The sequence below is a fragment of the Lutibacter maritimus genome, from assembly GCF_900116115.1.
Lineage (GTDB): Bacteria > Bacteroidota > Bacteroidia > Flavobacteriales > Flavobacteriaceae > Lutibacter > Lutibacter maritimus.
Map to the genome: position 1 here is coordinate 66353 of NZ_FOZP01000008.1, position 23858 is coordinate 90210.

A 23858-nucleotide genomic window follows, 5' to 3' on the forward strand; every position below is an offset into this window, starting at 1 on the left:
AAAGCAAGCCTAAATGAGCAGCATGTATTTTACAGAAGAACACAATGCGTTTCGTCAAAGTTTTAAAGATTTTTTACAAAAAGAAGTATTTCCTAATGTTGATAAATGGGAAAAACAAGGCTTTGTAGATAAGGAAATATGGAAGAAATTTGGAGAAATGGGCTATTTTGGTTTAAATTATCCTGAAGTTTATGGAGGTTTAAACTTAGACTTATTTTACACTACTATTTTTTTAGAAGAGTTGCAAAAAGTAAATTCAGGTGGATTTGCAGCAGCAATGTGGGCACATGTATATTTAGCAATGACACATCTTGAAAAGGAAGGGAGTGAGCTAATTAAAGAAAAATATTTAATACCAAGTATCACCGGTGAAAAAGTTGGTTGTTTATGTATAACAGAACCTTTTGGAGGCTCGGATGTTGCAGGAATGCGAACTACAGCTGTAAAAAAAGGTGATTCTTATATTTTAAATGGATCTAAAACTTTTATAACAAATGGTGTTTATTCTGATTATTTAGTAGTTGCAGCTAAAACAAATAACGAATTAGGTTATAAAGGAATGAGTATTTTTGTTGTTGATAGAGATACTAAAGGAATTTCCTCAACAAATTTAGAGAAATTAGGTTGGAAAGCTTCTGATACTGCAGAAATTGCTTTTGATAATGTGATTGTTCCAAGTGAAAATTTGTTAGGTGAAGAAGGTAAAGGCTTTCCTTATATCATGCAGCATTTTGCTTTAGAAAGAATTGTTATGGGAATTAATGCCCATGCAAGAGCAGAATTTGCTTTAGAATATGCCATACAATATATGTCTGAAAGAACTGCTTTTGGAAAAACCATTGATAAATTTCAAGCTTTGCGTCATAGAATTGCCGATATGTCTAGTGAAGTTGAAATGTGTAAAGAGTTTAATTATTCTGTTATATATAGATTGAATAAAGGAGAATACGTTGTAAAAGAAGCAACCATGTCTAAATTGGTTTCAACAAAAATTGCAGATGAAGTAATATACCAATGTTTACAGCTACTTGGCGGGTATGGTTATATGGAAGAATATCCAATGGCGCGCTTGTTTAGAGATAGTAGATTAGGTCCAATTGGAGGTGGAACTTCAGAAATTTTAAGAGAAATAATAGCTAAGATTATTATTGATAAAAAAGAATACAAACCAATTACACAATAAATTAATATATAAATGCTTGGATATTAAAATTTAATAGTATCTTTGCAGTCCAAAATTAAAAGATAGAACAACTTGAAAGGAGGTGCCAAAATATGTTAATCATACCAGTTAAAGACGGAGAGAATATCGATAGAGCGTTAAAACGTTATAAGAGAAAATTTGATCGTACGAAGACAATGAAAAATTTACGTTCTCGTAAACAATTCGAAAAACCTTCAGTTGTAAAACGCGCACAAGGAATAAAAGCTCAATACGTACAAAGGTTAAGAACAGCAGAAGAGCAAGCTTAATTTTTAGTTAATAAAATTAGAACCGTTAGTTATTACAAATTACAATTCGTAAATTTGTTTACTAACGGTTTTTTTATGCCTATAAAATCCTTTTTAAATTACTTAGCTTTAGAGAAAAAATATTCTCAACATACAGTTATTGCTTATCAAAACGATTTAAACACTTTTCAAGAATTTTGTAAAAATGAATTTGGTACAGATAACATTGTATATGTAAATTATGCTCAAATTAGAAATTGGATCATCAGTTTAGTCAATTCAAATATTTCAAATAGAAGTATTAATAGAAAACTTTCAGCATTAAAATCGTATTATAAATTTCTTCAAAAAACAAAACAAATTGAAATTAGCCCAATGGTAAAACATCAGGCGTTAAAAGTTTCAAAAAAAATTCAAATTCCTTTTTCTGAAAATGAAATTAAAAACGTGTTAAATTCTTCTGAAAACAACACTGATTTTGAGTCTATTAGAAATAAGTTAATAGTTGAACTTTTTTATTCAACAGGCATAAGAAGGGCAGAACTTATCAATATAAAAATAGCTGATGTTAATTTTGTTAATGAAACTGTTAAAGTGTTAGGAAAAAGGAATAAAGAAAGGTATATTCCGTTAATAAAAACAGTTCAAATTCCATTAAAAAAATATTTAGATATTAGAGCTCAAATTGTTAGTGATGAGCCGCGTTTATTTATCACAAAAAAAGGTAAAAAATTATATGATACACTTGTGTATCGAATAATAAATAATTATTTTAGTTGTGTGTCGTCAAAAGTAAAAAAAAGTCCCCATATTTTAAGGCATTCTTTTGCAACACATTTATTAAATGAAGGAGCCGATCTAAACTCAGTTAAAGAATTACTTGGGCATTCAAGTTTAGCATCAACTCAAGTTTATACCCATAGTAGTTTGGGTAAGTTAAAGGAAATATATAATCAAGCTCACCCAAGGAGCAATAAAAACTAATTTATTATGAAAGTGTACGTACAATCGGTTAATTTTAATGCAGACAAAAGTTTAATTGAATTTATTGAAAAAAAACTAAATGGTTTAGAAAAATTTTATGATAAAATAGTAGATTCTGAAGTGTATTTAAAGGTACAGCAAACAAGTGAAAAAGAAAATAAAACAGTTGAAATTAAAGTTAACGTTCCAGGAAATGATATTGTTGTAAAAAAACAAAGTAAAACCTTTGAAGAAGGAACTATGTTGGCAGTAGATTCTATAAAAAGATCATTGGAAAAAATTAAAGAAAAAGTTAAAGTTAAATAATTAAAAAAATAATTAGAAAAGTTTTGTTTAAATATAAAACTTTAATACATTTGCAGTCCGTTAGAAATAGCGGACTTCTTTTATGGAGTAAAATGCCGATGTAGCTCAGCTGGCTAGAGCAGCTGATTTGTAATCAGCAGGTCGTGGGTTCGAGTCCCTCTATCGGCTCAGATCTTTGAAAGAATGGTGAGATACTCAAGTGGCCAACGAGGGCAGACTGTAAATCTGCTGCGCAAGCTTCGGAGGTTCGAATCCTCCTCTCACCACAAATAGTTTTTAGGAATAAAAATTATTGAGGAATTGAAAAAAATATTGCGGGAGTAGCTCAGTTGGTAGAGCTTCAGCCTTCCAAGCTGACTGTCGCCGGTTCGAGCCCGGTCTCCCGCTCTTTTTTTTGGCCGGTGTAGCTCAGGGGTAGAGCGTTTCCTTGGTAAGGAAGAGGTCACGGGTTCAATTCCCGTCATTGGCTCAAAAGTAGAATTGAATTTAACACTATATATAACTAAGATTTAAAAATTAAATAATCATGGCAAAAGCAACCTTTGATCGTTCAAAACCACATTTAAACATTGGTACTATTGGACACGTTGACCACGGTAAAACAACTTTAACAGCAGCAATTACTGTTGTATTAGCAGAAAAAGGTCTTTCTGAAATTAAAAACTTTGATCAAATTGATAACGCTCCTGAGGAGAAAGAAAGAGGTATTACAATTAATACTGCTCACGTAGAATACCAAACAGCAAATCGTCACTACGCTCACGTTGACTGTCCAGGTCACGCGGATTACGTAAAGAACATGGTAACTGGTGCTGCGCAAATGGATGGTGCAATTATCGTTGTTGCAGCAACTGATGGACCAATGCCTCAAACAAGAGAGCATATCTTATTAGGTCGTCAGGTGGGTATTCCTAGATTAGTTGTATTCATGAATAAAGTGGATATGGTTGATGACGAAGAGTTATTAGAATTAGTAGAAATGGAAATCAGAGATTTATTATCATTCTATGAGTATGATGGTGATAATACTCCAGTAATTCTAGGGTCTGCTTTAGGAGGTTTAAATAAAGAGCCAAAGTGGATGGAGAAAATTATGGAATTAATGGATGCTGTTGATACTTGGATTGAGTTACCTCAACGTGATGTTGATAAACCATTCTTAATGCCAGTTGAAGATGTATTCTCTATTACAGGTCGTGGTACTGTTGCAACAGGTCGTATTGAGACTGGTGTAGCTAATACTGGAGATGTAGTTGATATTATTGGTATGGGTGCTGAAAAATTAGGATCTACAATTACAGGAGTAGAAATGTTCCGTAAAATATTAGATAGAGGAGAAGCTGGAGATAACGTTGGTCTTTTATTAAGAGGTATCGCTAAAGAAGATATTAAGAGAGGTATGGTAATCTGTAAAAAAGGTTCAGTAACTCCACACGCTAAATTTAAAGCTGAGGTTTATATCCTTAAAAAAGAAGAAGGTGGACGTCACACTCCATTCCACAACAACTACCGTCCACAGTTCTACGTACGTACAACTGACGTAACAGGTACTATTAATTTACCTGAAGGAGTTGAAATGGTAATGCCAGGTGATAACTTAACAATTACTGTTGATTTACATCAAGCAATTGCTTTAAACGTAGGTTTACGTTTTGCAATTCGTGAAGGTGGTAGAACAGTAGGTGCTGGTCAGGTAACAGAAATGTTAGACTAATTTTTACACCTAAAATAAATTATATACAATATATAGGTGCTTCTTTATAGAGGAGCACCTTATGTTTACGGGTGTAGCTCAGTTGGTAGAGCACTGGTCTCCAAAACCAGGTGTCGGGAGTTCGAGTCTCTCCACCCGTGCAAAATTTGAAAAAATGAATTTAGTTAACTATATAAAAGACTCATTTGAAGAGTTGCGCAATAAAGTATCTTGGATTTCTTGGGAAGAAGCTCAAAAATCAACAGTAGTTGTTGCAGTATTTACTGTTTTATTTGCATTAGCAGTATTTCTAGTGGATAAAGTTTTTCAAGCAGGTTTGACTGAATATTTTAAATTATTTTAATTATAGAAGTTTCTTATGACTGATTCTGTGAAAAAATGGTACGTAGTTAGGGCTATAGGTGGGCAAGAAAATAAAGTGAAAACTTATATTGAGAATGAAATTGCCCGTTTAGGTATGACAGACTATGTAGACAGAGTAATAGTTCCTACAGAAAAAGTTATTCAAGTTCGTAATGGGAAAAAAATAAACAAAGAACGTGTATATTTCCCTGGTTATGTAATGATTGAGGCAAACTTAAGTGGAGAATTACCACATATAATTAAATCAATTACAGGTGTAATTGGATTTTTAGGTGAAGTAAAAGGAGGAGATCCTGTGCCAATGAGAAAATCTGAAATAAACCGTATGTTAGGTAAAGTTGATGAGTTGTCAGTTCAAAATGATAACGTTGCAATACCTTATATTGTTGGTGAGACAGTAAAAGTAATTGATGGACCTTTTAATGGTTTTGATGGAACTATTGAAAAAATAAATGAAGAAAAGCGTAAACTTGAAGTTATGGTGAAAATTTTCGGAAGAAAAACACCATTAGAGTTAAGTTATATGCAAGTTGAAAAAATTTCATAATTGTTACATATATAATGTGGTATTGCATATCGCTTCCAAAAATGTGTAATATCTAATTTAAGATTAAAAAATGGCAAAAGAAGTTAGTAAAGTAGTAAAATTACAAGTTCGTGGAGGTGCGGCAAACCCATCACCACCAGTTGGACCTGCTTTAGGTGCTGCCGGAGTTAACATTATGGAGTTCTGTAAGCAGTTTAATGCTAGAACTCAAGATAAACAAGGAAAAGTTTTACCTGTTGCAATTACTGTATATAAGGATAAATCATTCGAGTTTGTTGTAAAAACTCCTCCAGCTGCTGTTCAAATATTAGAAGCAGCTAAAGTAAAAAAAGGTTCAGCAGAGCCTAACCGTAAAAAAGTAGCCTCAGTTACTTGGGATCAATTGAAAACAATAGCAGAAGATAAAATGGTAGATTTAAATGCATTTACAATTGAGTCTGCAATGCTAATGATGGCTGGTACAGCTCGTTCAATGGGTATTAAAGTAAGTGGAGTAGCTCCAAAAAAACAATAAAACAGTTATTAAAAAATGGCAAAATTAACTAAAAAGCAAAAGGAAGCGCACGCTAAGGTTGATCATAATCAAGCTTATTCTTTAAAGGATGCTTCTGCTTTAGTAAAAGAAATTACTAATGTAAATTTCGATGCATCTATTGATATAGCTGTTAAATTGGGAGTAGATCCTCGTAAAGCGAATCAAATGGTTAGAGGTGTGGTAACATTACCTCATGGAACTGGTAAAGATGTTAAAGTTTTAGCATTAGTTACTCCAGACAAAGAAGCAGAGGCTAAAGAAGCTGGTGCAGATTTTGTTGGATTAGACGAATACCTTCAAAAAATTAAAGAAGGATGGACAGATGTTGACGTAATTATTACAATGCCTAGTGTTATGGGTAAATTGGGGCCATTAGGGCGTATATTAGGACCTAGAGGTTTAATGCCTAACCCAAAAACAGGTACTGTAACTATGGATGTTGCAAAAGCTGTTACAGAAGTAAAAGCTGGTAAAATAGATTTTAAAGTTGATAAAACAGGGATTATTCATGCTGCAATAGGAAAAGCTTCATTTGATGCTGACAAAATTGTAGATAATGCTCACGAGATTATTCAAACTTTGGTCAAAATGAAACCAACTGCTGCGAAAGGAACATATATTAAGAGTATTTACCTATCTAGTACTATGAGTCCTAGTGTAGGTGTAGATCCTAAATCAGTTTAATTAAAGTTAAATCTTAGTAATTATGACGAGAGAAGAAAAATCACAAGTAATAGAAGTTTTAACAACTCAATTAACTGAAGGTAATATTATTTACTTAGCAGATATATCAGGCTTAAATGCTTTAGATACTTCTAATTTACGTAGAGCTTGCTTTAAAGCAAATATAAAATTAGCAGTTGTTAAGAACTCATTGCTTGCAAAAGCAATGGAAAGATCTGATAAAGATTTTGGAGAATTACCTACAGCATTAAAAGGGAATACTTCATTAATGTTTTCAGAAACAGGAAATGCTCCTGCAAAATTAATTAAAGAATTCCGTAAGAAATCAAATAAACCTTTATTGAAAGGAGCTTATGTTGAAGAAGCAATTTATATTGGAGATGACCAATTAGATGCTTTAGTAAACATAAAATCAAAAGAAGAGGTTATTGGAGATATCATTACGTTATTACAATCGCCAGCTAAAAATGTTGTTTCAGCATTACAATCTGGAGGTAATAAATTGTCTGGTATAATTAAAACATTATCAGAGAAATAAATAAGTGCACTAATAAAACTAAATAATAAAATTTAAACAAAGAGAAATGGCAGATTTAAAAGATTTCGCAGAACAACTTGTTAACTTAACAGTTAAAGAAGTAAACGAGTTAGCTAAGATTTTAAAAGACGAATATGGTATTGAACCAGCAGCAGCTGCAGTAGCAGTAGCAGGTCCAGCAGCAGCTGGAGGTGATGATGCAGCTGATGAAAAAACTGAATTTGATGTAATCTTAAAAGCAGCAGGTGCTTCTAAATTAGCAGTTGTAAAATTAGTTAAGGAATTAACTGGTTTAGGATTAAAAGAATCTAAAGAAATTGTTGATAGCGCACCAGCACCAATTAAAGAAGGTGTTTCTAAAGACGAAGCAGAAGGTTTAAAAGCTTCATTAGAAGAAGCTGGAGCTGAGGTTGAGCTTAAATAAGCTCTCAATAGCAAAATCAATTTAAGGTTTAGGTCTTAGGTATACCCTTAGACCTAAACCATTTTGCATATATATTCGTTCTTATATTTTAATAGTTTTTAACCTAAAGTTTTTGTCCATTGGCAACAAAAAAATTTACCGAAAGAATAAACTTTGCATCAGCTAAATTGGTAACTGAATATCCTGATTTTTTAGATATTCAAGTAAAATCTTTTCAAGATTTTTTCCAATTAAAAACAAAAGCTGACGAACGAAGTACAGAAGGATTGTACAAAACCTTCTTAGATAATTTCCCAATTACAGACACTCGTAATCAATTTGTATTAGAGTTTTTGGATTACTTTGTGGATCCTCCACGATACTCTATACAAGAATGTATTGAAAGAGGTTTAACATATTGCGTACCGTTAAAGGCAAGATTAAAGCTTTACTGTACGGATCCTGAACACGAAGATTTTGAAACAATTGTACAAGATGTTTATCTTGGAACGATTCCTTATATGACTCACAGTGGTACCTTTGTAATTAATGGTGCTGAAAGAGTTGTAGTTTCTCAATTACATCGTTCGCCTGGAGTATTCTTCGGACAGTCATTCCATGCAAATGGAACCAAATTATATTCAGCAAGAGTAATTCCTTTTAAAGGTTCTTGGATTGAATTTGCTACCGATATCAATCAAGTGATGTATGCGTATATCGATAGAAAGAAAAAATTACCTGTAACTACATTATTTAGAGCAATTGGTTACGAAAGAGATAAAGATATTTTAGAAATTTTTGATCTTGCAGAAGAAATTAAAGTTTCAAAAAGTGGTCTTAAAAAATATTTAGGTAGAAAATTAGCTGCACGTGTTTTAAAAACTTGGTTTGAAGATTTCGTTGATGAAGATACCGGTGAAGTTGTTTCAATTGAAAGAAACGAAATTGTATTAGATCGTGATACTATTTTAGAAAAAGAACAAATTGATGAAATTGTAGATTCTGGCGCTAAAACTATCTTACTTCACAAGGAAGATAATGAGATGGCGGATTATGCAATTATTCATAACACTTTACAAAAAGATCCAACAAACTCTGAAAAAGAGGCTGTTGAACATATATATAGACAATTACGTAACGCTGAACCACCAGATTTTGAAACAGCAAAAGGAATTATTGATAAATTATTCTTTTCAGAGCAACGTTATAATTTAGGTGAAGTTGGTCGTTACAGAATGAATAAAAAGTTAGACCTTTCTATCGATATGGATGAGAAGGTATTAACAAAAGTTGATATTATTACTATCATTAAAAACTTGATAAAATTAGTAAATTCAAAAGCTGAGGTTGATGATATTGACCACTTATCTAACCGCCGTGTAAGAACTGTTGGTGAGCAATTAGCTAGTCAATTTGGTGTAGGTTTATCTCGTATGGCTCGTACAATTCGTGAAAGAATGAACGTACGCGATAATGAAGTATTTACTCCAATTGATTTGATTAATGCTAAAACATTATCATCTGTAATTAACTCATTCTTCGGTACAAACCAGTTATCTCAATTTATGGATCAAACAAATCCATTGGCTGAGATTACTCACAAACGTAGACTATCAGCATTAGGACCAGGAGGTTTGTCAAGAGAAAGAGCTGGTTTTGAGGTGCGTGACGTTCACTATACACATTACGGACGTTTATGTCCTATTGAAACACCTGAAGGTCCAAACATTGGTTTAATTTCTTCACTAGCTGTTTTTGCAAAGGTGAATAACTTAGGTTTTATTGAGACACCTTATAGAGAAGTAATTGATGGAAATGTAAACATTTCTGATGAACCAAGATATTTAAGCGCTGAAGAGGAAGAAGGAATGAAATTTGCACAATCTAACTTACCTTTAGATGTTACAGGTAAGTTTGAAAGTGAAAAAGTAATTGTAAGAGAAGAGGCAGATTATCCGGTAGTAGATCCAAAAGAAGTAAACTTTATGGATGTAGCACCTAATCAAATTGCATCTATTTCTGCATCTTTAATTCCTTTCTTGGAGCACGATGATGCAAACCGTGCATTGATGGGATCTAACATGATGCGTCAGGCTGTTCCATTATTACAACCTGAATCTCCTATTGTTGGTACTGGATTAGAATTAAGAGTTGCTAAAGACTCTCGTATTTTAATGAATGCAGAAGGTGCTGGTGTAGTAGAATATGTTGATGCAAATACCATCATTATTAAATATGATAGTACTGAAGAGGAAAGAATGGTAAGTTTTGATAGCGATAGCAAAACATACGATTTAATAAAATTCAGAAAAACAAACCAAGGAACTTCAATTAACTTAAAACCTATTGTTAAAAAAGGAGATAGAGTTGAAGAAGGACAAGTATTATGTGAAGGATACGCTACTCAAAAAGGTGAATTAGCCTTAGGTAGAAATATGAAAGTTGCCTTTATGCCTTGGAAAGGATATAACTTTGAGGATGCTATTGTGATTTCTGAAAAAGTTGTAAAAGAAGATATTTTCACTTCTATACATATTGATGAATATTCATTAGAAGTTAGAGATACAAAATTAGGTGCTGAAGAATTAACCAACGATATTCCAAACGTTTCTGAAGAGGCTACAAAAGATTTAGATGAAAACGGAATGATTCGTATTGGTGCTGAAGTGAAGCCTGGTGATATTTTAATTGGTAAAATTACGCCAAAAGGAGAATCTGATCCAACACCTGAAGAAAAATTATTAAGAGCAATTTTTGGTGATAAAGCAGGAGATGTAAAAGATGCATCATTAAAAGCTTCTCCATCATTAAGAGGTGTTGTTATTGATAAAAAATTATTTGAAAGAGCAGTAAAAGATAAATCTAAGAGAGCTCAAGATAAAATAAGTTTAGCTAATTTAGAAAGTAAATATACTGCTAAATTAGAAGATTTAAGAACTGTTTTAATTGATAAATTATTCACTTTAATTAGTGGAAAAACCTCTCAAGGTGTTATTAATGATTTAGGTGAAGAAATACTTCAAAAAGGTAAAAAATTCACTTTAAAAATGTTAAATGCTGTACCTGATTATAGCTATTTAACAAAAGGTGTTTGGACAACTGATGATCATATTAATGTTCTTGTAGCTGAGTTAATTCATAACTATAAAATTAAAGTAAATGACTTACAAGGTTCTTTGCGTCGTGAGAAATTTACGGTTTCTGTAGGAGATGAATTACCAGCAGGTATCTTAAAATTAGCTAAAATTTACATTGCTAAAAAACGTAAATTAAAAGTTGGTGATAAAATGGCGGGTCGTCACGGTAACAAAGGTATTGTTGCTCGTATTGTTCGTCAAGAAGATATGCCTTTCTTAGAAGACGGAACACCAGTTGATATTGTATTAAATCCACTTGGGGTACCATCACGTATGAACATTGGTCAGATTTATGAAACTGTTCTTGGATGGGCAGGTCAAAATTTAGGTAGAAAATTTGCAACACCAATTTTTGATGGAGCAACTATAGACCAAATTAATGCATTAACTGATGAAGCGGGAATTCCAAGATTTGGTCATACTTATTTATATGATGGAGGAACAGGGCAACGTTTTGATCAACCTGCAACAGTAGGTGTAATATATATGATTAAACTAGGTCATATGATTGATGATAAAATGCACGCACGTTCTATTGGACCATACTCTTTAATTACGCAACAACCATTAGGTGGTAAAGCACAATTTGGAGGTCAACGTTTTGGTGAAATGGAAGTTTGGGCACTTGAAGCATACGGTGCATCAAGTACATTGAGAGAAATTTTAACAGTAAAATCGGATGATGTTCTTGGTAGAGCAAAAACATACGAGGCAATTGTTAAAGGAGATTCAATGCCAGAGCCAGGTTTACCAGAATCATTTAACGTATTAATGCACGAACTTAAAGGTTTAGGTTTAGACGTTAGATTAGAAGAATAATAACTAAAAATAGTAAGGAGGTAAAATCCTCCTTACTATTCAATATATTTTTACATTTTTAAATTATCCATCATTATTATGGCAATTAAAAGCGATAAATACACTGTAAAAAAATTTAATAAAATTTCAATCGGTTTAGCATCTCCAGAAGCAATTCTTGAGAAATCAAACGGTGAAGTTTTAAAACCAGAGACTATAAATTACCGAACTCATAAACCTGAAAGAGATGGATTATTTTGTGAGCGTATTTTTGGTCCAATCAAAGATTATGAATGTGCCTGTGGTAAATACAAAAGAATTCGCTATAAAGGAATTGTTTGTGATCGATGTGGTGTAGAAGTTACAGAAAAGAAAGTACGTAGAGATAGAGTTGGACATATTAATTTAGTAGTTCCTGTTGCTCATATTTGGTACTTTAAATCATTACCTAACAAAATGGGATACCTTTTAGGTTTACCATCTAAAAAGTTAGATATGATTATTTACTACGAAAGATATGTAGTAATTCAACCTGCAGGAGCTAAAAATGCAGCAGGAGAACCATTACAAAAAATGGACTTCTTAACCGAAGAAGAGTATTTAGATATTCTTGAAAGTTTCCCTGTTGAAAATCAATATTTAGATGATAACGACCCAGATAAGTTTATAGCTAAAATGGGAGCTGCTTGTTTAATTGATTTATTTAATAGAATTGATTTAGATGAGTTGTCATATGAATTACGTCATAAAGCAAATACAGAAACATCTAAACAACGTAAAACTGAAGCATTAAAAAGATTAAATGTTGTTGAATCTTTTAGAGATGCTGCCAAAAATAGAGAAAATCGTCCTGAATGGATGATTATGAAAGTAATTCCGGTGACTCCACCAGAATTACGTCCATTAGTTCCTTTAGATGGTGGTCGTTTTGCAACTTCAGATTTAAATGATTTATACCGAAGAGTAATAATTAGAAACAATCGTTTAAAACGTTTGGTTGAAATAAAAGCTCCTGAGGTAATTTTACGTAATGAAAAACGTATGTTACAAGAATCTGTAGATTCATTATTTGATAACACACGTAAATCTTCAGCAGTAAAAACAGAATCTAACCGTCCATTAAAATCATTATCAGATTCATTAAAAGGTAAACAAGGACGTTTCCGTCAAAACTTACTTGGTAAACGTGTGGATTATTCAGCGCGTTCTGTAATTGTTGTTGGACCAGAATTAAAATTATACGAATGTGGATTGCCAAAAGATATGGCAGCTGAACTATACAAACCTTTTGTAATTAGAAAATTAATTGAAAGAGGAATTGTAAAAACAGTAAAATCTGCAAAGAAAATTATAGATAAGAGAGAACCAGTTGTATGGGATATATTAGAGAATGTTTTAAAAGGACACCCTGTAATGTTAAACCGTGCTCCTACGTTACACAGATTGGGTATTCAAGCTTTTCAACCAAAATTAATTGAAGGAAAAGCAATTCAATTACACCCATTAGTATGTACGGCATTCAACGCCGATTTTGATGGTGACCAGATGGCGGTTCATTTACCATTAGGACCAGAAGCTATTTTAGAATGTCAGTTATTAATGTTGGCTTCTCATAATATTTTAAACCCTGCTAACGGTGCGCCTATTACAGTACCATCTCAGGATATGGTTCTTGGTTTATATTATATGACCAAAGAAAGAAGATCAACACCAGAAGTTCCTGTGAAAGGTGAAGGGTTAACATTCTATTCTCCAGAAGAGGTTACAATTGCTTTTAATGAAAAAGCTGTTGATTTAAATGCTGTTATTAAAGTTAGAACAAAAGACTTTAATGATGAAAAACAATTAGTTACTAAAATTATTGAAACTACTGTAGGTAGAGTTTTATTTAACGAAGTTGTTCCGGAAGCAGCAGGTTATGTAAATGAGGTATTAAATAAAAAATCTTTAAGAGATATTATTGGTGAAATATTAAAACTTACCGATGTTCCAACTACTGGAAAATTCTTAGATGATATGAAAGATATGGGATATAAATTTGCATTCCAAGGAGGTCTATCATTTAGTTTAGGTGATATTATTATTCCACCAGAAAAACATAAAATGATTGCTGACGCAAACGAACAAGTTGATAATATTATAGCAAACTATAATATGGGTATGTTAACTAACAAAGAGCGTTACAATCAGGTAATTGATATTTGGGGATCTACAAATAACCGTTTAACTGAGTTATCAATGAAACGTTTACGTGAAGATCAACAAGGATTTAACTCGGTATTTATGATGCTTGATTCTGGTGCAAGGGGTTCAAAAGAACAAATTCGTCAGTTAACAGGTATGCGTGGATTAATGGCAAAACCTAAAAAATCAACATCAAGTGGAGGAGAAATTATTGAAAACCCAATTTTATCAAACTTTAAAGAAGGGTTATCAATTTTAGAATATTTCATTTCTACTCACGGTGCTCGTAAAGGTTTAGCAGATACGGCGTTAAAAACTGCCGATGCAGGTTATTTAACACGTAGATTGGTAGATGTTTCTCAAGATGTTATTATCAATGAATTTGATTGTGGTACATTAAGAGGTTTAAATGTTGAAGCACTTAAAAAGAATGACGAAATTGTTGAATCATTAAGTGAAAGAATTGAAGGTCGTGTTTCTTTATATGATGTAGTTGATCCAATTACAGAAGAAGTTTTAGCAAAAGCTGGAGAAGAAATATCTGGAGATATTGCTAAAATAATTGAAAAATCTGCTGTTGAAGCTGTTGAAGTAAGATCTGCATTAACCTGCGAATCTAAAAAAGGTATTTGTTCTAAATGTTATGGACATAGCCTTTCAACTAAAAAAATGGTTCAAATTGGAGAAGCAGTTGGTGTTGTAGCAGCACAATCAATAGGTGAACCTGGTACACAGTTAACACTTAGAACGTTCCACGTTGGTGGGGTTGCAGGTAATATTTCAGAAGAAAATAACTTAAAAACTCGATTCTCTGGTATTGCACATATTGATGACTTAAAAACTGTTCAAGGAAAAGATAATGATGGAAATGAAATTAACATTGTTATTTCAAGAACATCAGAAATTAAAGTAATTGATGAGAAAACAGGTTTAACTTTAAGTACCAATAACATTCCATACGGTTCTATAATTTATTTTGCTGATGGAGATAAAGTTAAAAGAGGTGATGTAATTTGTAAATGGGATCCATTTAACGGTGTTATTGTTTCTGAGTTTGCTGGAAAAATTGAATTTGAAAGCATTGAAAGAGGTATTAACTATCTTGTTGAAATTGATGAGCAAACAGGTTTCCAAGAAAAAGTTATTATTGAATCTAAAAACAAAAAAACAATTCCAACATTATTATTGAAAGATAAGAATGATGAAGTAATTAGATCATACAACTTACCAGTTGGAGCACATTTAATTGTTGAAGACGGAGAGAAAATTGCTGCAGGTAAAATTGTAGTTAAAATTCCACGTAAATCAGGTAAAGCAGGTGATATTACGGGTGGTTTACCAAGAGTAACAGAGTTGTTTGAAGCTCGTAACCCATCTAACCCAGCTGTGGTTTCTGAAATTGATGGTGTTGTTTCATTTGGAAAAATTAAGCGTGGTAATAGAGAAATTGTTGTTGAATCTAAATTAGGTGAAGTTAAGCGTTATTTAATAAAACTTTCTAATCAAATTTTAGTTCAAGAAAATGACTTTATTAAAGCAGGTATGCCATTATCTGAAGGATCTATTACTCCTGATGATATTTTAAATATTGAAGGTCCAGGAAAAGTACAAGAGTACTTAGTAAATGAAATTCAAGAGGTATATAGACTACAAGGTGTAAAAATTAATGATAAGCATTTTGAAGTTGTAGTTCGTCAAATGATGCGTAAAGTTAGAATTATTGATTCTGGAGATACATTATTTTTAGAAGGTCAATTAGTTCACAAAAATGACTTTATTGAAGAAAATGATGAAATTTACGGAATGAAAGTTATTGAAGATGCTGGAGACTCAAAAGTTCTTAGAGTAGGACAGATAGTTACACCTCGTCAATTAAGAGATGAAAATTCTGTTTTAAGAAGAGAAGATAAAAATTTAGTTTCTGCCAGAGATGCAAATCCTGCTACAGCTGAACAAATTCTTCAAGGTATTACCAGAGCTTCATTACAAACAAAATCGTTTATTTCTGCGGCATCGTTCCAGGAAACTACTAAAGTATTAAATGAAGCTGCTGTAAGTGGTAAAGTTGATGATTTAGAAGGATTGAAAGAAAATGTTATTGTTGGTAAACGAATTCCTGCAGGTACTGGAATGAGAGCTTATGATAATATTATTGTAGGATCTAAAGAAGAAATGGATTCAAAACTTTAATTTATGAGTAATCAAAAACCTAAAAATGAGGGACAATTAAATATTGAATTGGATGATAAAACGGCTGAAGGAACTTATTCTAATTTAGCAATTATTAATCATTCGGTATCTGAATTTATTGTTGATTTTATTAGCGTAATGCCTGGTCAACCAAAGGCTAAGGTAAAGTCGAGAATAATTTTAACACCTCAACATGCAAAACGTTTAGCGAAAGCTTTAGCAGAAAATGTTCATAGGTTTGAACAAAGTCATGGAGAAATTAAAGATTATGAACAGCACCCTATTCCAATAAATTTTGGACCAACAGGAGAAGCATAAAAATAAAAAAGCCGAACATTTGTTCGGCTTTTTTATTTTAGAATCATTTTATCATAAGCTCTTTTTAATTTTTTAATAACCGATTCTATTTCTTCTTCATTTAAATGTCCAAAACCAAAACGAATCGCACAAGTGTTTTTATCTTGATAAAGAATTGTTTTTGGAAGAAATAAATCATTTTTTTCAGTTTCTTTAGCTAGTTTTACTAGCGATATTTTAGAATAGAATTTTAGCCAAATAGCTAATCCACCTGATGGAATTTCCCATTGCGCAAATTCTGAAAAATATTTTGTTAAAAGGGTGCATACCAAATCTCGTCTTTTTTTATAAATTACAATATTCTTTTTCATTAGGCGGTATATTTCACCTTCATTAATTAATTCTGAGAGTAGTTGTTCTTGTATTAAGTCGCCTTGTTTATCTAGTAATTCTAAATAATTTTTAGCTTCTGTAATTAGATTTTCGGGAGCTATTATAAATCCTGTTTGAAAACTAGGAAATAAGGATTGCCCAATTTTACCTAAATAAATAACCACACCGTTTGCATCTGCACTAGCCATAGGTAACATTGCTGAACCATCAAACTGAAAATCGTAATCAAAATCATCTTCAATAATAGCAAATCCATACTCCTTAGCAAGTTGTAGTAGTTCTAAACGGCGTTCTGCACTTAATGTTACTGTTGTTGGATAATCTCTATGGGCGCATATATATACACATCTAATACTATGTTTTGCAAAATGCTTTTTTATGTACTCGATATCTAAACCATTCGTATCTACAGGAATTGTTTTTATGCTAGCACCTGTTTGTTGAAAAATCATATTAGATGCATAATTACTTAAATGTCCGACTAATACAATATCGTTTGGTTTTATTAAGAGTTGTGATACAAGGTACAAACTCATTTCTGTACTACGTGTATTTAGTAGGTTATTAGGAATAATATGAAACCCTCTAGTTGCATTTAAATAATTGCTTAATTGAGTTTGAAATCTTGAACTGAAAGATTTGTCTATTCTCTTCCATTTATGTATCAACGTTTTTCGTTTCATGGCAGCGCTATACCATCTTGTAAATTGATGCACAGGATGTAAGCGTAAATCTGGCTTACCATCGTTAATAGTATACTTAGCATTTGTATACTCAATAGTTGATGCTAAATGAAATGATTTTTGAAAAGGAAACCCTGTTGTTTTAGCATAAGTATAGGCTTCATTTACTTTTTGTGAAGTTGCTTTTATTTTTGCTGTATTTTTTTCTGGTTCTAAAACAAATGTGCCTTTATTTGGTATAATTTCAACCCAACCTTGTGAAGCTAACTCTTCGTAAATAGCAACTGCAGTTTTTCTATGGATTTTTAATAATTGACTTAATACCCGGGTTCCTGGTAGAATTGTACCTTTGGTTAAATAGCGGCGCTGTATAGCATTTGTAATTTGTGTTGAGACCTGTAAGTATATAGGTTGGGATATAGATTTATCTATACTGATTAGCTGTTTAAACAGCATATTAACCGGACTATCTATCATTTTAAAATGGGACTATGTTAATCGTCCGGAAAGTTACTATTTTTGTAACGTTTTTAAATTACTATTTATGAAAATTAAAGTTATAATACTATTTGTGTTTACAATTACATTTTTAAATGCACAAAATGATACCATTAAATTAAAGGAAGTAATTGTTTCTGCAAATAGAATTTCATTACCAATATCTGAAGATTCTAAAACAATTTCATTTATAAGTAATGCTATGATTAAAAGTTCACCTGCAACTAACTTATCTGATTTACTACAATCAGTTGCAGGAATTGATATTAGAAGAAGAGGAACTGATGGAATGCAATCAGATTTATATATTAGAGGTGGAAATTTTGACCAAACGTTGGTATTAATTGATGGTGTTAAAATGGATGACGCTCAAACAGGTCATCATACAATGAATGCTATTTTATCATTAGACAATATAGAAAGTATTGAAATTATAAAAGGACCTGCTGCACGAGTTTATGGTCAGAATGCATTTGCTGGTGCAATTAACATTGTAACTAAAAAAATTAATGATGATTCTTTAAATTTTAAATTAGGCTATGGATCATTTGAAAATAAAAAAGTTTCAATAGGTATTCAGGAAAAGTTTACTGACGATGCTTCAATTTTAGCGCATATTGAAAGACAAGAATCTGATGGTTATAGAGTAAATTCTGATTTTAAAAATACTTCAGCATTTATAAAATCTCAACTAAAAAATTACACGTTAATATCTTCTTTTAATGATAGAAAATTTGGTGCAGAAAATTTTTATACTTCCAATCCAAATTTTAAAGAATATGAAGAAACTCAAAATAGTTTAGTTGCTTTATCTTCTTCATATTTTGCAAGTGATTTATTAATAAAACCAAGAGTTTACTGGAGAAGAAATCAAGATATATTTTTGTTAAAACGTGATGAACCATCTTTTTATAGAAATTTGCACATTTCAAATAAAATTGGATTTGAAACAAATATAGTTTATAACTCAAAATTAGGGAAAACCGGTTTTGGAATAGATTTATCAAAAGTTTATTTAAGTAGTAATAATTTAGGAGATAGAAATCGGGTAATGTTTAATTCTTTTTTAGAACAACGTTTTGATAATTTAGAAAAATTTGATGTAACATTAGGGATAGCAATAAGTTCTTTTTCTGATTTTAAAACTCAATTTTTACCTGGTTTAGATTTAGGTTATGACATTAATGATAATTTTAAAATTTTTGGTAATATAGGTTATACCTACAGAGTTCCAACTTATACAGATTTATATTATTCTGATCCAGGGAACGAGGGAAATTCACAGCTTCAACCAGAATCCGCTATCTCTGAAGAGATTGGGATTAAATATTTTGCAGAATCATTTAATTTTACAATGTCTTTATTTAATAGAAATTCAAGTAATTTAATTGATTGGACAAGAAATAATACAACAGAAAAGTGGAAAGCACAAAACTTTAGTGCAGTTGAAACCAAAGGTTTTGAAACCTCAGTTAATTATATTTTTAAATTGGCTAATTTTAATCAAAGACTGGATGTAAGTTATAATTTTATTGATGATAAAATAAAAGATCAAAATGTTGTTTTTACGCGTTATTCATTAAATAGTTTAAAACATCAATTTACAACAAGTTTAAATACTCAATTTTTAAAAATTTTAAATCAAACTATTTCTTATAGATATGTTGAGCGAACCAAAGGAAATAGCTATAATTTAATAGATGCAAAAGTAAAAGCAGAAATTAATAAACTTGTTTTTTCACTAAATGCAAATAATATTCTTAATGCAAATTATATTGAAGTTGGTTTAGTGCCTATGCCAAAAGGAAATGTAATGTTTGGTATTGCTTATAAAGTTTATTAATTACTAAAATATCTTAATAAAAGAAGGAGGTGGTTATACCTCCTTTTTTATATTTCAATTTTTGAAACTTTTTTATGTAAATCATTAAGTAAAATTAAAGCCGCAGAGCCATACCATTCTTTTAACTCCATTGTTAAGATTCCTGCTTGAATTGCTGGGTCTGATTGAGTTAATTTTTTAGCTTCTTCAATAGTTTCCACATTAAAAATATAAATTCCTCTAAGGTCTTCATTACCCAAAAATGGTCCAGCTAAAACTAACTTCCCTTCCTTTGCAAGTTTTGTAATATTATCTAAATGAGCTCTTTGTAATTTATCTGCTGCTGTAGAATCTATACTTTTATAGGGGCCTTTTTTTAAAAAAGCGATTATATATTTTTTCATTCCATAATCATCAGCTCCTAACTTTTTTACTAAAATTTCATCATATACAGTGTCTATAGATTGTTGAGTTTCATTGACGATCTTTTTACTCCCACAACAAGAAAATGAAATGACACTTAAGAGTATTAATAAAAAAATATTTTTCATGGTAGTTAATTTATGTTTTTAGCTAAAATAATTAATAATTTGTAAATTGTTTTATATATGAAAGTTATGACACAAAAAATTAAATCATTTGAAGAATTTTATCCGTTTTATTTAAAACAACATAGTAATAAAATTTGTAGGCTACTTCATATAATAGGAACCACAATAGTTTTTGCTTTAATAATAACTGCCATATATCACAGTAATTATAAATTATTGCTTTTTGTACCGCTGGCTGGATATAGTTTTGCTTGGATTGGCCATTTCTTTTTTGAAAAAAATAAACCAGCTACTTTTCAATATCCACTTTGGAGTTTAAAATCTGACTTTAAAATGTATTTTGATATTTTGTCAGGTAATATAAAATTAGATACAACTAAGGATCCAAAAATATCATAAATTAAATTAATTACATTTTGTTCACTTTCGTTCAAAAATGATAAATAAACAAAATGATTGATTTGTAAATACTAATATGATAAAGAAATGTTTTTTAAATGTTAATAAAATGTAAATATCATAAAATTAGTATTGTTCTAAATTAAATAATTTGTAAATTTGTACCGTTATTTAAACGGAAAATGATAGCGACATTAATTTTTAAAAAGCTTGCAAATTTTTAAACATTAAAAAGGCTATTTAGTCTTTTAATTATAAATTAAATTATACAAAAAATATACATATTAAGTATAAGAAAGAAATAACATTATTAATTGTTTGAATTAAAAAAAGCGATAAATTTTATCGCTTTTTTTTGTATTTATAATTCAGAAAATTCAATGCTTAAATTTTGTAAAAAAGCTATCGTTTTTTTTATTTCTAAGTTTAAAACGATGTCATTTTCAATAAAAGGGACTTCATTTCTATAAATGTTTAAAAATGACTCTAAAAATGAAGATGATTTCAATGGAAATCTAAAATGAAGCGCTTGCGATGCGTTTAATAATTCTATTGCTAAAATAGTTTCAATATTGTTCACGATTTGATATGTCTTTGTTGCGCCGTTGGCTCCCATACTAACATGGTCTTCTTGTCCATTACTTGAAACAATAGAATCTACCGAAGAAGGTGTTGCCAATTGTTTATTCTGACTAACAATGCTTGCTGCGGTATATTGTGGAATCATAAAGCCGCTATTTAAACCTGGATTTTTAACCAAGAAAGGAGGTAAGCCTCGCAACCCAGAAACTAATTGAAATGTTCTTCTTTCTGAAATACTTCCTAATTCTGCCATTGCAATTCCCAAAAAATCAAATGCTAAAGCTAATGGTTGACCGTGAAAATTTCCGCCAGAAATAATTTCATCTTCTTCAATAAATATATTTGGATTATCTGTTACTGAATTTATTTCTGTTAAAAATACATTTTTACAATATTCAATTGCATCTTTGCTCGCTCCGTGTACTTGGGGCATACATCTAAAAGAATATGGGTCTTGAACGTGTTCTTTATATTGTTTAATTAGCTCACTATCTTGTAAAAATTCATTGATTCTTTGTGCGGTTTTAATTTGACCATTATGTGGTCTAATTTTATGAATTAATTCATTAAATGGTGAATTTCTTCCATCAAACGCTTCTAAAGAAAGTGTTCCAATTAAATCAGCATAATAAGAGAGTTTTAATGATTTTAAAATTAAATGTACTCCATAAGCGCTCATAAATTGAGTTCCATTTAACAACGCTAAGCCTTCTTTAGATTTTAAATCAATTTTTTCCCAATTCATTTTATTTAATAAATCTTCACCAGAAATTCGTTTGTTTTTGTAGGTAACTTCTCCTTTTCCAATTAATGGTAAAGATAAATGAGCTAGTGGTGCTAAATCTCCCGAAGCTCCCAAAGAGCCTTGTGTATAAACAATGGGTAATATATCATTATTATAAAAGTCAATTAATCTTTTAACCGTTATAAGTTGTACGCCTGAATGGCCATAACTTAACGATTGAATTTTTAAAAACAGCATTAATTTTACAACTTCTTTTGGTACTTCACTACCAGTTCCACAAGCGTGACTCATTACCAAATTTTCTTGTAATAGTTGTAAATTATTATTGTTTATTTTAACGTTGCATAAAGAACCAAAACCAGTATTAATACCGTAAATTGGAGATTTATCACGCTTAATTTTTTCATCTAAATAAAATCTACAATTATTAATTTTATCTATTACTTCTTTTGAAAGTTGTAACTTTTTATTAGCAACAATTATATCATTTAAAATTTCAAAAGTTACTGTTTCAGAAGTTATAAAATGGGTTGAATTCATAATATATATTTGGTGACCCAAAATTGATTAATACTAATTACATATGCAAATAATTTGTTAAAGTATTATCAATTATTATTTGTATTCTTTTATGTTTTATCTTTGGTCATTAATTTAAAACTGATTGTAAAAAATATGAAAAAAATATGGTTGCTTTTAGCGCTAGTTATTGTTGTTTCTTGTGAAAATGATTCAACGCTTAATTTTGTTATTTTATCTGGAAAAGTAACAAATAATAAATCAAAAGAAATACTAATAAAGGGTATAGATAATTCTATTAGTGAAAGTATTAAACTTTCTGATGATGGTAGTTTTATAGATACACTTTTTGTTGAAAATGGTGTGTACACACTTAATTATGGTAGAAATAAAGCACAAATTTATTTTGAAGGAGGCAATAATTTAATTGTAAATTTTGATAATAAAGATTTTGATAATTCATTAAATTTTTCAGGTGATGGAAGTGGTGAAAGTGCTTATGTTTATGCAAAAGCTAAAAAGCTAAAAGAAGCTAAATTTGATGATATGAAGGTTTATGAATTACCCGAAAATGAATTTAAAAATTATTTAAAGGAAATTAAAAGTTCATTAGAAAATACATTAAATTCTACAGATGGTGTTTCAAGAAACTTTAAATCTAAAGAAGTTAGAAATTTAAATTATGCGTATATTAATAAACTTGAAAATTATAAAGTTTATCACTCATTTTTAACCAAAAATTATGAATATGAAGTTCCAGAAGGTTTTTTAAATGAAACTAAAGAAATAAAATATGATAATGAAGATGATTATTTATTTTCATCAGAATATAGAAACTTATTGTTATCATATTATAGAAAAAAATCTTTTGAACAATTAAAAGATAACGCAGCACCAATTGAATTAACATTTATTAATACAGTTGCTGGAATAAAGAATGAAACTATAAAAAATGGACTTTTATTAAATTATACAAATACAATGTTTAGCAAAATAAAAGATAAAGATAGTTTTTATAAAGCTTTTTTGGCTGCTTCAACAAGTGAAGAAAACAATAAAATTGTTACGGATTTATATGATAAATCTCAACTTATAGCAGAAGGAAAACCTTCGCCAATTTTCACAGATTATGAAAAATTAGATGGTAGTAAAGTTTCCTTAAGTGATTTTAAAGGAAAGTTTGTTTATATGTATGTGTGGTCATCATCATTTAGTCCTAGTACTGAGCAAATTAAAAACTTTAATGAACTTCAAAAAAAATATAGTGATAAAAATATTGAATTTATTGCTCTAAGCGTTGATAGAATATCTAATAAAGATGGGTGGAAAGAAGCTATCAAAAAAGAAGACTTCAACGGAACTCATATAATAGCTGATAAAGGAAAAGAATCAGACTTTATTCAAAATTACGCAATTGTATTTCCACCACGTTTTATTTTTATAAATGCAGAAGGAAATATTATTGATGCTGATGCGCCAAGACCATCAGATTTAAAATTAGAAAAATTATTTAACCAACAAAATATTTAAAAAT

Annotated in this window: 20 protein-coding genes and 5 tRNA genes; 22 read left to right on the plus strand and 3 right to left on the minus strand. The window is 30.5% G+C overall.

Going from position 1 to position 23858, the window contains the following annotated elements:
• Nucleotides 1–13: 13 nt before the first annotated feature.
• The 19 genes from BM335_RS13055 (at nt 14) to BM335_RS13145 (ending at nt 16153) form a co-directional block, all read left to right on the plus strand.
• Complete coding sequence (locus BM335_RS13055) at nt 14–1183, plus strand: acyl-CoA dehydrogenase family protein (RefSeq protein ID WP_090228809.1); 1170 nt, start codon at nt 14–16, stop codon at nt 1181–1183.
• A gap of 92 nt (nt 1184–1275) precedes the next feature.
• Nucleotides 1276–1473 carry a 30S ribosomal protein S21 gene (rpsU, locus tag BM335_RS13060; protein ID WP_090228814.1) on the plus strand — a complete coding sequence of 66 codons (198 nt, stop codon included), beginning with the start codon at nt 1276–1278 and terminating at the stop codon, nt 1471–1473.
• Between the two features lie 75 nt (nt 1474–1548).
• The gene (locus BM335_RS13065; protein ID WP_090228817.1) at nt 1549–2436 is read left to right on the plus strand and encodes a tyrosine-type recombinase/integrase; all 888 of its coding nucleotides are present in this window, start codon (nt 1549–1551) and stop codon (nt 2434–2436) included.
• Nucleotides 2437–2442: 6 nt separating this feature from the next.
• The gene (hpf, locus tag BM335_RS13070; RefSeq protein WP_090228823.1) at nt 2443–2742 is read left to right on the plus strand and encodes a ribosome hibernation-promoting factor, HPF/YfiA family; all 300 of its coding nucleotides are present in this window, start codon (nt 2443–2445) and stop codon (nt 2740–2742) included.
• 94 nt (nt 2743–2836) lie between these two features.
• A tRNA-Thr gene (locus BM335_RS13075) sits at nt 2837–2910 on the plus strand.
• A 17-nt stretch (nt 2911–2927) separates the two neighbouring features.
• Nucleotides 2928–3008, plus strand: a tRNA-Tyr gene (locus BM335_RS13080).
• Nucleotides 3009–3056: 48 nt separating this feature from the next.
• Nucleotides 3057–3129, plus strand: a tRNA-Gly gene (locus BM335_RS13085).
• 10 nt (nt 3130–3139) lie between these two features.
• Nucleotides 3140–3211: transfer RNA gene (locus BM335_RS13090), tRNA-Thr, on the plus strand.
• Between the two features lie 57 nt (nt 3212–3268).
• Entirely contained in the window at nt 3269–4456 is a 1188-nt protein-coding gene (gene tuf, locus BM335_RS13095; protein ID WP_090228827.1) for an elongation factor Tu, read from the plus strand.
• A 67-nt stretch (nt 4457–4523) separates the two neighbouring features.
• Nucleotides 4524–4596: transfer RNA gene (locus BM335_RS13100), tRNA-Trp, on the plus strand.
• Between the two features lie 14 nt (nt 4597–4610).
• A complete protein-coding gene (secE, locus tag BM335_RS13105; protein ID WP_090228831.1) occupies nt 4611–4799 on the plus strand; it encodes a preprotein translocase subunit SecE in 189 nt (62 codons plus the stop codon).
• A 15-nt stretch (nt 4800–4814) separates the two neighbouring features.
• Entirely contained in the window at nt 4815–5366 is a 552-nt protein-coding gene (gene nusG, locus BM335_RS13110) for a transcription termination/antitermination protein NusG (protein WP_090228834.1), read from the plus strand.
• A 70-nt stretch (nt 5367–5436) separates the two neighbouring features.
• Nucleotides 5437–5880 carry a 50S ribosomal protein L11 gene (gene rplK, locus BM335_RS13115; protein WP_090228837.1) on the plus strand — a complete coding sequence of 148 codons (444 nt, stop codon included), beginning with the start codon at nt 5437–5439 and terminating at the stop codon, nt 5878–5880.
• Between the two features lie 15 nt (nt 5881–5895).
• On the plus strand, nt 5896–6585 hold the full coding sequence (gene rplA / locus BM335_RS13120) for a 50S ribosomal protein L1 (protein WP_090228840.1): 690 nt from the start codon (nt 5896–5898) through the stop codon (nt 6583–6585).
• A gap of 22 nt (nt 6586–6607) precedes the next feature.
• Nucleotides 6608–7123 carry a 50S ribosomal protein L10 gene (gene rplJ, locus BM335_RS13125; RefSeq protein WP_090228843.1) on the plus strand — a complete coding sequence of 172 codons (516 nt, stop codon included), beginning with the start codon at nt 6608–6610 and terminating at the stop codon, nt 7121–7123.
• Nucleotides 7124–7169: 46 nt separating this feature from the next.
• Nucleotides 7170–7547, plus strand: coding sequence for a 50S ribosomal protein L7/L12 (gene rplL / locus BM335_RS13130; RefSeq protein WP_090228846.1), 378 nt, complete (start codon nt 7170–7172; stop codon nt 7545–7547).
• Nucleotides 7548–7666: 119 nt separating this feature from the next.
• A complete protein-coding gene (gene rpoB / locus BM335_RS13135) occupies nt 7667–11482 on the plus strand; it encodes a DNA-directed RNA polymerase subunit beta (protein ID WP_090228851.1) in 3816 nt (1271 codons plus the stop codon).
• A 78-nt stretch (nt 11483–11560) separates the two neighbouring features.
• Complete coding sequence (rpoC, locus tag BM335_RS13140; protein WP_090228854.1) at nt 11561–15835, plus strand: DNA-directed RNA polymerase subunit beta'; 4275 nt, start codon at nt 11561–11563, stop codon at nt 15833–15835.
• 3 nt (nt 15836–15838) lie between these two features.
• Nucleotides 15839–16153 (plus strand): DUF3467 domain-containing protein, encoded by a 315-nt coding sequence (locus tag BM335_RS13145; RefSeq protein ID WP_090228858.1) that lies wholly within the window; start codon nt 15839–15841, stop codon nt 16151–16153.
• A 32-nt stretch (nt 16154–16185) separates the two neighbouring features.
• Here the strand turns inward: BM335_RS13145 and BM335_RS13150 are convergent, their stop codons facing one another.
• Complete coding sequence (locus BM335_RS13150) at nt 16186–17685, minus strand: aminotransferase-like domain-containing protein (RefSeq protein WP_090228861.1); 1500 nt, start codon at nt 17683–17685, stop codon at nt 16186–16188.
• 67 nt (nt 17686–17752) lie between these two features.
• On the opposite strand from BM335_RS13150, the gene BM335_RS13155 reads away from it, so the two are divergent.
• Nucleotides 17753–19549 carry a TonB-dependent receptor plug domain-containing protein gene (locus BM335_RS13155; protein ID WP_090228866.1) on the plus strand — a complete coding sequence of 599 codons (1797 nt, stop codon included), beginning with the start codon at nt 17753–17755 and terminating at the stop codon, nt 19547–19549.
• A 47-nt stretch (nt 19550–19596) separates the two neighbouring features.
• Here the strand turns inward: BM335_RS13155 and BM335_RS13160 are convergent, their stop codons facing one another.
• Nucleotides 19597–20079 carry a YciI family protein gene (locus BM335_RS13160; RefSeq protein WP_090228869.1) on the minus strand — a complete coding sequence of 161 codons (483 nt, stop codon included), beginning with the start codon at nt 20077–20079 and terminating at the stop codon, nt 19597–19599.
• A 66-nt stretch (nt 20080–20145) separates the two neighbouring features.
• On the opposite strand from BM335_RS13160, the gene BM335_RS13165 reads away from it, so the two are divergent.
• On the plus strand, nt 20146–20478 hold the full coding sequence (locus tag BM335_RS13165; protein WP_090229427.1) for an Mpo1-like protein: 333 nt from the start codon (nt 20146–20148) through the stop codon (nt 20476–20478).
• 361 nt (nt 20479–20839) lie between these two features.
• Here the strand turns inward: BM335_RS13165 and hutH are convergent, their stop codons facing one another.
• On the minus strand, nt 20840–22345 hold the full coding sequence (gene hutH / locus BM335_RS13170; protein WP_090229430.1) for a histidine ammonia-lyase: 1506 nt from the start codon (nt 22343–22345) through the stop codon (nt 20840–20842).
• Between the two features lie 135 nt (nt 22346–22480).
• On the opposite strand from hutH, the gene BM335_RS13175 reads away from it, so the two are divergent.
• Nucleotides 22481–23854, plus strand: coding sequence for a TlpA family protein disulfide reductase (locus BM335_RS13175; protein WP_090228872.1), 1374 nt, complete (start codon nt 22481–22483; stop codon nt 23852–23854).
• The last annotated feature ends 4 nt before the right edge of the window (nt 23855–23858 follow it).

What these genes read in the sequence shown, in the direction of transcription:
- BM335_RS13055 (WP_090228809.1), top strand. Translation starts at nt 14, where the DNA reads ATGAGCAGCATGTATTTTACAGAAGAACACAATGCGTTTCGTCAAAGT.
- rpsU (WP_090228814.1), top strand. Translation starts at nt 1,276, where the DNA reads ATGTTAATCATACCAGTTAAAGACGGAGAGAATATCGATAGAGCGTTA.
- BM335_RS13065 (WP_090228817.1), top strand. Translation starts at nt 1,549, where the DNA reads ATGCCTATAAAATCCTTTTTAAATTACTTAGCTTTAGAGAAAAAATAT.
- hpf (WP_090228823.1), top strand. Translation starts at nt 2,443, where the DNA reads ATGAAAGTGTACGTACAATCGGTTAATTTTAATGCAGACAAAAGTTTA.
- tuf (WP_090228827.1), top strand. Translation starts at nt 3,269, where the DNA reads ATGGCAAAAGCAACCTTTGATCGTTCAAAACCACATTTAAACATTGGT.
- secE (WP_090228831.1), top strand. Translation starts at nt 4,611, where the DNA reads ATGAATTTAGTTAACTATATAAAAGACTCATTTGAAGAGTTGCGCAAT.
- nusG (WP_090228834.1), top strand. Translation starts at nt 4,815, where the DNA reads ATGACTGATTCTGTGAAAAAATGGTACGTAGTTAGGGCTATAGGTGGG.
- rplK (WP_090228837.1), top strand. Translation starts at nt 5,437, where the DNA reads ATGGCAAAAGAAGTTAGTAAAGTAGTAAAATTACAAGTTCGTGGAGGT.
- rplA (WP_090228840.1), top strand. Translation starts at nt 5,896, where the DNA reads ATGGCAAAATTAACTAAAAAGCAAAAGGAAGCGCACGCTAAGGTTGAT.
- rplJ (WP_090228843.1), top strand. Translation starts at nt 6,608, where the DNA reads ATGACGAGAGAAGAAAAATCACAAGTAATAGAAGTTTTAACAACTCAA.
- rplL (WP_090228846.1), top strand. Translation starts at nt 7,170, where the DNA reads ATGGCAGATTTAAAAGATTTCGCAGAACAACTTGTTAACTTAACAGTT.
- rpoC (WP_090228854.1), top strand. Translation starts at nt 11,561, where the DNA reads ATGGCAATTAAAAGCGATAAATACACTGTAAAAAAATTTAATAAAATT.
- BM335_RS13145 (WP_090228858.1), top strand. Translation starts at nt 15,839, where the DNA reads ATGAGTAATCAAAAACCTAAAAATGAGGGACAATTAAATATTGAATTG.
- BM335_RS13150 (WP_090228861.1), bottom strand. Translation starts at nt 17,685, where the DNA reads ATGATAGATAGTCCGGTTAATATGCTGTTTAAACAGCTAATCAGTATA.
- BM335_RS13155 (WP_090228866.1), top strand. Translation starts at nt 17,753, where the DNA reads ATGAAAATTAAAGTTATAATACTATTTGTGTTTACAATTACATTTTTA.
- BM335_RS13160 (WP_090228869.1), bottom strand. Translation starts at nt 20,079, where the DNA reads ATGAAAAATATTTTTTTATTAATACTCTTAAGTGTCATTTCATTTTCT.
- BM335_RS13165 (WP_090229427.1), top strand. Translation starts at nt 20,146, where the DNA reads ATGACACAAAAAATTAAATCATTTGAAGAATTTTATCCGTTTTATTTA.
- hutH (WP_090229430.1), bottom strand. Translation starts at nt 22,345, where the DNA reads ATGAATTCAACCCATTTTATAACTTCTGAAACAGTAACTTTTGAAATT.
- BM335_RS13175 (WP_090228872.1), top strand. Translation starts at nt 22,481, where the DNA reads ATGAAAAAAATATGGTTGCTTTTAGCGCTAGTTATTGTTGTTTCTTGT.